Annotated in this window: 9 protein-coding genes; 7 read left to right on the top strand and 2 right to left on the bottom strand. The window is 41.7% G+C overall.

Annotation, left to right across the window (positions count from 1 at the left end; translation table 11 throughout):
• Positions 1–396, bottom strand: a 396-nt coding sequence (locus RTK36_RS00645) for an HIT family protein (protein ID WP_312043281.1), incomplete at its 3' end; no start/stop codon positions are given.
• Between the two features lie 64 nt (positions 397–460).
• Entirely contained in the window at positions 461–1,324 is an 864-nt protein-coding gene (locus RTK36_RS00640; protein ID WP_312043279.1) for a hypothetical protein, read from the bottom strand.
• Between the two features lie 149 nt (positions 1,325–1,473).
• Between RTK36_RS00640 and RTK36_RS00635 the strand changes: the two genes are divergently transcribed.
• From RTK36_RS00635 to RTK36_RS00605, 7 genes are all read left to right on the top strand, one after another.
• Entirely contained in the window at positions 1,474–2,532 is a 1,059-nt protein-coding gene (locus tag RTK36_RS00635; RefSeq protein WP_312043277.1) for an undecaprenyldiphospho-muramoylpentapeptide beta-N-acetylglucosaminyltransferase, read from the top strand.
• A gap of 110 nt (positions 2,533–2,642) precedes the next feature.
• Positions 2,643–3,419, top strand: a complete 777-nt coding sequence (locus RTK36_RS00630; RefSeq protein WP_312043275.1) for a peptidylprolyl isomerase — start codon at positions 2,643–2,645, stop codon at positions 3,417–3,419.
• A gap of 27 nt (positions 3,420–3,446) precedes the next feature.
• On the top strand, positions 3,447–3,887 hold the full coding sequence (locus RTK36_RS00625) for a hypothetical protein (RefSeq protein WP_312043273.1): 441 nt from the start codon (positions 3,447–3,449) through the stop codon (positions 3,885–3,887).
• Between the two features lie 211 nt (positions 3,888–4,098).
• Positions 4,099–5,703: a CTP synthase gene (locus RTK36_RS00620; RefSeq protein WP_312043270.1), complete on the top strand. Its 1,605-nt coding sequence runs from the start codon at positions 4,099–4,101 to the stop codon at positions 5,701–5,703.
• 99 nt (positions 5,704–5,802) lie between these two features.
• Positions 5,803–6,228: a hypothetical protein gene (locus tag RTK36_RS00615; RefSeq protein WP_312043268.1), complete on the top strand. Its 426-nt coding sequence runs from the start codon at positions 5,803–5,805 to the stop codon at positions 6,226–6,228.
• A gap of 216 nt (positions 6,229–6,444) precedes the next feature.
• Complete coding sequence (locus tag RTK36_RS00610) at positions 6,445–6,945, top strand: SEC-C metal-binding domain-containing protein (protein WP_312043266.1); 501 nt, start codon at positions 6,445–6,447, stop codon at positions 6,943–6,945.
• 2 nt (positions 6,946–6,947) lie between these two features.
• Positions 6,948–8,003, top strand: coding sequence for an L-threonylcarbamoyladenylate synthase (locus RTK36_RS00605; protein ID WP_312043263.1), 1,056 nt, complete (start codon positions 6,948–6,950; stop codon positions 8,001–8,003).
• Positions 8,004–8,017: the final 14 nt, after the last annotated feature.

The following is an 8,017-nucleotide window of genomic DNA, read 5'->3' as shown; positions in this document are numbered from 1 at the left end:
CAGCTTTTTGCGCATGTCAGATATTTGTTCATCTGTCAAATCCATGGGCTGATAAGCAATGGTAATTCCGTCGTTTTCATAGCGAGGAATCAAATGCAGATGGAAATGATATACCGTTTGACCTGCAACGGTGCCATTATTCTGCATAACATTCATATGCTCAAAACCTAAGATATGTTTCATTTCTCTTGCGATTTTTGTGGCAAGGGTAAAAAGGCGACCAGCTAACTGAGGGTCGATTTCAAAAATATTTGCAGAATGTTCCTTGGGCAATATTAATACATGCCCCTGGTTTGCAGGAAACCGATCTAATATTGCTTTAAATTCCTCGTCTTCATATATGGTGGCAGACGGAATATCACCGTTTAAGATTTTACAAAAAATACAGTCGCTCATAGCTGTCCATCCTTTCGGGTTTTCTTTTCAGTATAGCACGAAAGGATAGCCTTGCACAGCATTATCAAGCATAATATTTTGCAAACAAATAGCTTAATGCGTTGCCGTGACTCATCTTATCTGCGGAGATTTCAAAGAAAATATCTCTTAAGTCTTGGCTGGGCATGGTTAAAAATAAAGAACGGTAAAAATCGCCGTTATCAATTTCTAAAAGGAGAGTATCCTCCAACAGCTCTTGACCCACCGTGTCTGGCTTGGTACCGTTTATCTCATTGGTGTCCCTTGTACCAGAAATCAAATAATATGCTTCTTTTAGCTGGTTGATATGTTTTAATTCGTCCAAATACATTGTTTTTAATACATTGACTGACGTTGCCATATTTGGATCGGTCATCAGATTAGCATAACGCTCTGCCATATCGGCACTATCCTGCTGTGCCATGTATAATATCTCCATCAAGTGACGATCTTCAGCTAAAGCAGCTTTTTGATTTTCTGTGAGAACACTATTTATTCCATTTGTGCCATTGTTACCAGACATAGTGGGCGTGCCCCGCATAGTAGGAGTACCCGACATAGTAGGAGTACCTCGCATAGTAGGAGTACCCCGCATAGTAGGAGTACCCGACATAGTGGGAGTGCCTCGCATAGTAGGAGTACCCGACATAGTAGGAGTACCTCGCATAGTAGGTGTACCTTGCACAGTGGGAGTACCCTGCATGGTAGGAGTACCTTGCATGGTAGGTGTGCCTTGCATAGTGGGTGTACCTTGCATAGTAGGAGTACCTTGCATAGTAGGAGTACCTTGCATAGTAGGCGTGCCCGGGGTGGTGGGTGTTCCTGATACAGTGGGTGTACCCCCAGTACCTCGTTCTTTCATTTCAAGGGAAGGGTTATTATTTCGTGTATTTCTGTTATATGGATACATTGGTCAGGCTCCTTTTCTATTTTCTATCATCTTATGCAAAAAAGTTTGTTTTCTTGACTGAAAGAGCATAAAATAAGTGTGGATACCAATGAGAATTTCTGATAAGCTAGAAGTAAATAAAATTAGGTAAATTTAGAGGTGGGAAAACCATGAAAAAGATTGTTTTAACCGGTGGCGGCACGGCAGGTCATGTAACGCCGAATTTGGCGCTGATTCCGTTTTTAAAAGAAGACGGTTGGGAGGTTATTTATATTGGGTCGGAAAAAGGGATTGAGCGCAGTTTGATTGAGGCAGAAGGAATCCCATATTTCAGTATTCCGACTGGAAAGCTTCGCCGTTATCTTTCAAAACAGAATTTTAGCGATATGTTTCGTGTGGTAAAGGGCGTGGCAGAGGCAAAAAGGAGAATTAAAGAAATTAAACCCGACTTGGTATTTTCAAAGGGAGGCTTTGTAGCGGTTCCTGTGGTCTTAGCTGCAAAGGCAAAGGGGGTTCCTGTAATTATTCATGAGTCGGACATTACCCCAGGATTGGCAAATAAAATTGCAATGCCCTTTGCAAAGGTGATTTGTACAACATTCCCCGAAACTTTAGGGCATGTTTCAAAGCAAAAGGGTGTGCATACAGGTTCACCTATCCGCAAGGAATTGTTTGAAGGAAATCGGCAAAAGGGTCTTGAATCATGTGGTTTTGACGGCAAGAAACCTGTACTTTTGATGATGGGTGGCTCCTTGGGGGCGGTAAAGCTGAATCAGTGCCTTCGGGAGGAGATTTCGGCTCTTTTACAAAAATTCGATATCATTCATCTTTGCGGAAAGGGTAATTTAGACAAAAATTTATTGAAACAAAAAGGATATAAGCAGTTTGAGTATGTTTCTGCAGGTTTGGCAGATTTATTTGCTGCAGCAGATGTTATTGTATCCCGTGCAGGGAGTAATTCAATTTGCGAGTTTTTGGCATTGAAAAAACCCCACTTGCTCATTCCTCTTTCCAAAAATGCTAGCCGTGGGGATCAGATTTTAAATGCCGCTTCTTTTGCGAAACAAGGCTTTGCAAGAGTTTTGCCAGAAGAGGAAATGACACCGGAATCTTTTGTGGAAAATATCAACACTTTATACGAAAACAGGTACAAATATATTGAAAAGATGGATAAAAGCGGTTTGTCTGATGGAACAATGGGTGTTTTGTCTCAAATTCGCAAGTTTTAATAAAGAATTAAGAAAAATAAATTGACACATGTCAAGAAAAAATATAAAATGCTAAAATGTGTGATTTGTGGTGTAAATCGCAATGGTAGATTATTTAAGGAGGATACGCCATGAAAAAATATGCTGCATTGCTTGTTGCAGCTTCGTTGATGCTTTTTGCAGCGGGCTGTTCCACAAAGACGGAAAACGGAAATAATTCTGAAAAAACAGATACAATTTTGCAAGCAGAACTGCCAAAAGAAGGCGATGAAATTGCTGTAATTACAACGTCAGAAGGGGTAATTAAGCTGCAATTTTATCCCGAAGAAGCACCGAAGGCAGTGGAAAATTTTAAGGCTCTGGTAAAATCCGGTTACTATGATGGCATTATCTTTCATCGTGTCATTGATGGATTTATGATTCAAAGTGGTGACCCTACAGGAACGGGGAAGGGTGGAGAAAGCAGTTTTGGTCAGGATTTTGAAGACGAAATTTCTCCCAACCTCCATTTTTACCGTGGCGCATTGGCTATGGCAAACAGAGGACCAAATACAAATGGAAGTCAGTTTTTTATTGTGCAGAATGATAAGGTAACAGAGCAAGGGATTCAGTCCATTCGTGAAACAAGAGATAGCAACGACGAATTGGGCATTACCATTGGCGAAAAGTTCTATACGTTAAATGAACTATTCCCTGATTCTGTTTTAGATTATTATACCAAGCATGGCGGTAGTGTTGAGCTTGAATATATTTTCGGAAAGCCTTATACTATATTTGGGCAGGCATTTGAAGGCATGGACGTGGTGGATAAGATTGCTGCCACCGAAGTAGATGCGAAAAACAACAAGCCCGTAAAAGATATTAAAATTGAAAAGGTTGAAATTATGAAATATGCACCACAGAGCTAATGGGTTATGTGGCAAGGAGAAGAAGCGATGAAAAAGAAATTGTGGCTAGGGGCAATGATGATTGCCATGGCTCTGGGTTTGACAGCTTGCGGTGAAAAAAAGGAAAGTTCTGCCAATGAAGGTGAGAGCATTACCATTGATTTTATTAATCAAACGGGTGCGGATGTGGGGATTTTGAGAATTCGTCCCAATGAGAAGGATGATTGGTCTGAGAATCTGCTTCAGGAAGAGGCATGGAAGCAAAATTATGAAATGCCTGTGTCTTTGAGTGGTGAGTTACCTAAGCCTGAGGATGGCTGGCAGGTAGAAATGAAATTTTTAAACGGAACAGAGGAAATATGGCAAGGCATTGTTTTAGAGGATAAAACAACGGCGGTTTTTTCCTATGAAAACGGATTGCCTGTAGTGAAAATAGAAGCTAGCCAGGAATCTGACAAGACTTCAGATACGGGTAATGTAACAGAATAAAAGTTGGAGTCAATGGAGACTGCGAGATGGGATAAAACCGGGCTTGCAGTCTCTCTTTTTATTGGAGCATTTTGGAAAAAGGAATCAAAAGCAGAAGCTTGCTTCTGTTTAGGTAATTTTGGCCACCTGGTAAAGGGTGGGACATGAATCAATTGGAAAAGGGGTTTTCGGCTCCGTGGGATTAGGATGATACAAAAGAAGGAGAGAGAAGATGGAAACGAAGTATGTGTTTGTGACAGGCGGTGTGGTTTCTGGGTTAGGCAAAGGAATTACGGCGGCATCCCTAGGAAGACTTTTAAAATCCATGGGATACCGTGTACGGATTCAAAAATTTGACCCATATATCAATGTGGATCCGGGAACCATGAGCCCATATCAGCATGGAGAGGTTTTTGTTACTGAGGATGGTGGAGAAACGGATTTGGATTTGGGTCATTATGAAAGATTCATTGACGAGAATTTAAAGGTGACAAACAACATTACTACAGGGAAAATTTATTGGTCCGTTTTGCAAAAAGAAAGAAAAGGAGAATATTTAGGCGCAACAGTGCAGATGATTCCCCATATTACCAATGAAATCAAGGGCCGCGTTTATGCCGCAGGCGAGGGTGCCGATGTGGTAATTACTGAAATTGGCGGAACTGTAGGGGACATGGAAAGCACACCATTTTTGGAGGCTATTCGACAAGTTGGCAGAGAATTGGGACGGGAAAACTGTCTTTATATTCACGTTACTTTGATTCCCTATTTAACAAAGGGAAAGGAAATGAAAACAAAACCTACACAGCATTCCGTTAAGGAGCTTCTTTCCATTGGAATTCAGCCGGATATTATTGTTTGTCGTACAGAGCGTCCCATTAGTCAGGATATGAAGGACAAGTTAGCCCTATTCTGTAATGTGGATGAGGATTGCATTATTGAAAATTTAGATGCTGACAGCCTTTACGAATTGCCTTTGATGTTACGGGATGAAGGGCTAGGCAGAATTGTGTGTCGCAAGCTTGCTATGGAAGAAAAGCCTATGGAACTTAGTGACTGGATGGAAATGCTGGAAAAAGAACGCAACCCCAAGCAAGAGGTTACCATCGCTCTGGTTGGGAAATATGTGGAATTGCATGATGCGTATCTCTCCGTTGCCGAGGCACTTCACCACGGAGGCATTTATCATCAGGCAAAGGTGAAAATCAACTGGGTGGACTCTGAGGAATTGACAAAGGAAAATGCTCATGAAATTCTTGGTTCCTCTCAGGGGATTTTGGTTCCCGGTGGCTTTGGCAACAGAGGATTGCTGGGGAAGATGGAAGCAATACGCTACGCTAGGGAAAAAGATATTCCTTTCTTTGGAATTTGCTTGGGAATGCAATGCGCAGTAATCGAGTTTGCAAGAAATGTTTTAGGGTGGAAGGCGGCAGATTCCACAGAGGTAGATGAAAAGACAGAATACCCTGTGATTCACTGGATGCCTGACCAAAAGGATATTAAAAATTTAGGTGGAACCATGCGTTTGGGTGCTTATGAGTGCCATATTGCGGAAAATTCTTTTGCCAGAAAGGCATATGGTGAGGCAGTTATCTGGGAAAGACACCGTCATCGCTTTGAATTTAACAACAACTATCGGGAAGCATTGACCAATGCAGGGCTTACCATCACAGGGCTTTCTCCTGATGGAAGATTGGTGGAAATGGTAGAAAACCAAAATAACCGCTGGTTTGTTGGGGTGCAGTTCCATCCTGAGTTTAAATCAAGACCCAATAGACCCCATCCGTTATTTCGAGATTTTGTTGGGGAAGCATTGAAAACAGAGGTGGAATTGTAAGAAAATCTTAAACAAAAAATAGCCGTTTTCTAAGATTTTTCTGTTAGAATGAAACATGTAAGGGGGAAATACTCTATTTATAAAGGAGGAGTTCCGAAAATGAATTCAGAAAAAAAAGAAAAGGTATTGGTACTGGTTACCGCACAAAAGAATGCCTTAAGATTGATTGACTATGGGTTTTCCATGTCGCTGGCAAACGATGGAGAGTTACATATTTTGCATGTGCAAAAGGGAAACAGTGTTTTTGATGGACTGGATACTTTAAAGCGGTTACAAGAAATGATAGATTACGGCAGCAGATTGGGTGCCTGCATCCATGTTCAGTGTGATAACGATGTGGCTGGATATGTGGGCAGATTTGTGGAAAAAGAGGAAATTACCCGTGTGATTTTAGGCGAGGGACCTACAACAAAGCAGGAAAAAGCTCTTGGTGAGTGGGATCGCATTATTGATATCATCCCCGAGGACGTTATGCTGCATGTGGTGGCAAGAGAAGATACAATGCTTCAGCGTATGATTGTATAAGAAAAGAGGGGAGCCGAAAAAATCGGCTCTCTTTTTTACGGATTATTCAGGTAATTTTGATTTTTTGTTGCAATCAGACAAAAATTATATTATCATTGCAAAGAGTGGAGAAATCTGTAACAAAATAGTTCTCTTTCGTTGATGAAAACAGCGTGTGAATTGTTTTTTATAATGTATTTCTCGATAAAGATATAGAATTAAAGGAGAGAGAAAAAAATGAGTTTATATGAAAGCTGGATGGAAAAGGCATTTTCTCAAGAGGGCAGAAGTGTGGATGCGATTTGGGATAGTTATTTGCCAAAAGAACAGCGTATTTATGAATATATTATCGGTGAAAAGGTAAAATCCTTAGAAGGAACCGTTAAAGATTTGGCGGCTCGTTTCAATATGAGCACAGAAGAGATTGTAGCTTTTGTGGATGGCATTAACGAAGCCCTGCCTGAAAAATATGAAATGGAAGAATTGTCAGAAGATTCTCAGATTTCTTTACAGATTGATTTTGAAAAGCTTTACAAGAAAATGGTAGAATATAAGGCAGAGCACCTTTATAATCTGCCACAATGGAACGGACTTTTTGATAGTGAGACACGTAAGAGAATGATGCTGGAACAGAAAAATTCTCGTACAGTAATTAAAGGAGAAAAAATCGGACGCAACGATCCCTGCCCTTGTGGAAGCGGCAAAAAATACAAAAAATGCTGTGGGGCGAACCAATAAAAATGGAAACAAGACTGATTAAAATCAGCACAGAAAACCCAGAGGCAGAGCTAGTTGAAGAGGCTGCCCGTGTTTTGAAGGAAGGCGGACTTGTAGCCTTTCCTACGGAAACGGTTTATGGTTTGGGTGGAAATGGGCTGAATAGCGAGGCTTGTAAAAAAATATATTTTGCCAAGGGGCGTCCATCGGACAACCCCTTGATTTTGCATATTTCCCAAATCAGTGAGTTGCGTCCCATTGTGCGGGAAATTCCCCAAGGGGCGCAAAAGCTGATGGATGCATTTTGGCCAGGGCCACTAACCATGATTTTTCCAAAATCCGACATTGTCCCTTTGACCACCACCGGCGGCTTGGATACCGTTGCGGTACGTTTCCCATCTCACCCTGTGGCCATCGCAATCATTCGTGCATCGGGCCTGCCTATTGCTGGGCCCAGCGCAAATTCTTCGGGGAAACCCAGTCCTACAAGGGCGTCACATGTGGTCTTTGATTTATCGGGTAAAATTGATATGATTGTGGATGGTGGTGCAGCTGAGTGGGGTCTTGAGTCTACCATTGTTGATGTAACGGGAGAGGTTCCTATTATTTTACGCCCCGGTGCCATCACAAAGGAAATGATGGAGGCTGTGGTGGATAAGGTTCTCATCGACCCTGCCATTTTATCAAAACCTTCGGATGATTTACGCCCCAAAGCCCCTGGTATGAAATATACACATTATTCCCCAGTGGCAAAGGTGACCTTAGTAAAAGGAGCGGTAGATGCTGTGATACGAAAGGTCAATCAGCTTTGTGCAATTGATAGCGCCCAGGGTAAAAAGACTGGGGTTATGGCTACAGAGGAAACAAGAGAATTCTATCAGGCAGATGTGGTGCTGTCTCTTGGAAAGCGAGAGAAGCCAGAAGAGATTGGTGCAAACCTATTTAAGGTTTTACGAAAATTTGATTTTCTTGGAGTAGATACGGTTTATTCCGAGGTGTTTCCTGAAGAGGGCGAAGGCTTGGCCATTATGAACCGGTTGAATAAAGCGGCAGGCTACAGCCGAATTGACGCAGAATAAGAAAATAGGGAGTG

It is taken from the genome of Anaerotignum sp. (genome assembly GCF_031981185.1).
Lineage (GTDB): Bacteria > Bacillota > Clostridia > Lachnospirales > Anaerotignaceae > Chakrabartyella.
The sequence above is the reverse complement of the archived record's forward strand: the minus strand, read 5'-3'. Positions and strand labels throughout refer to the sequence as shown.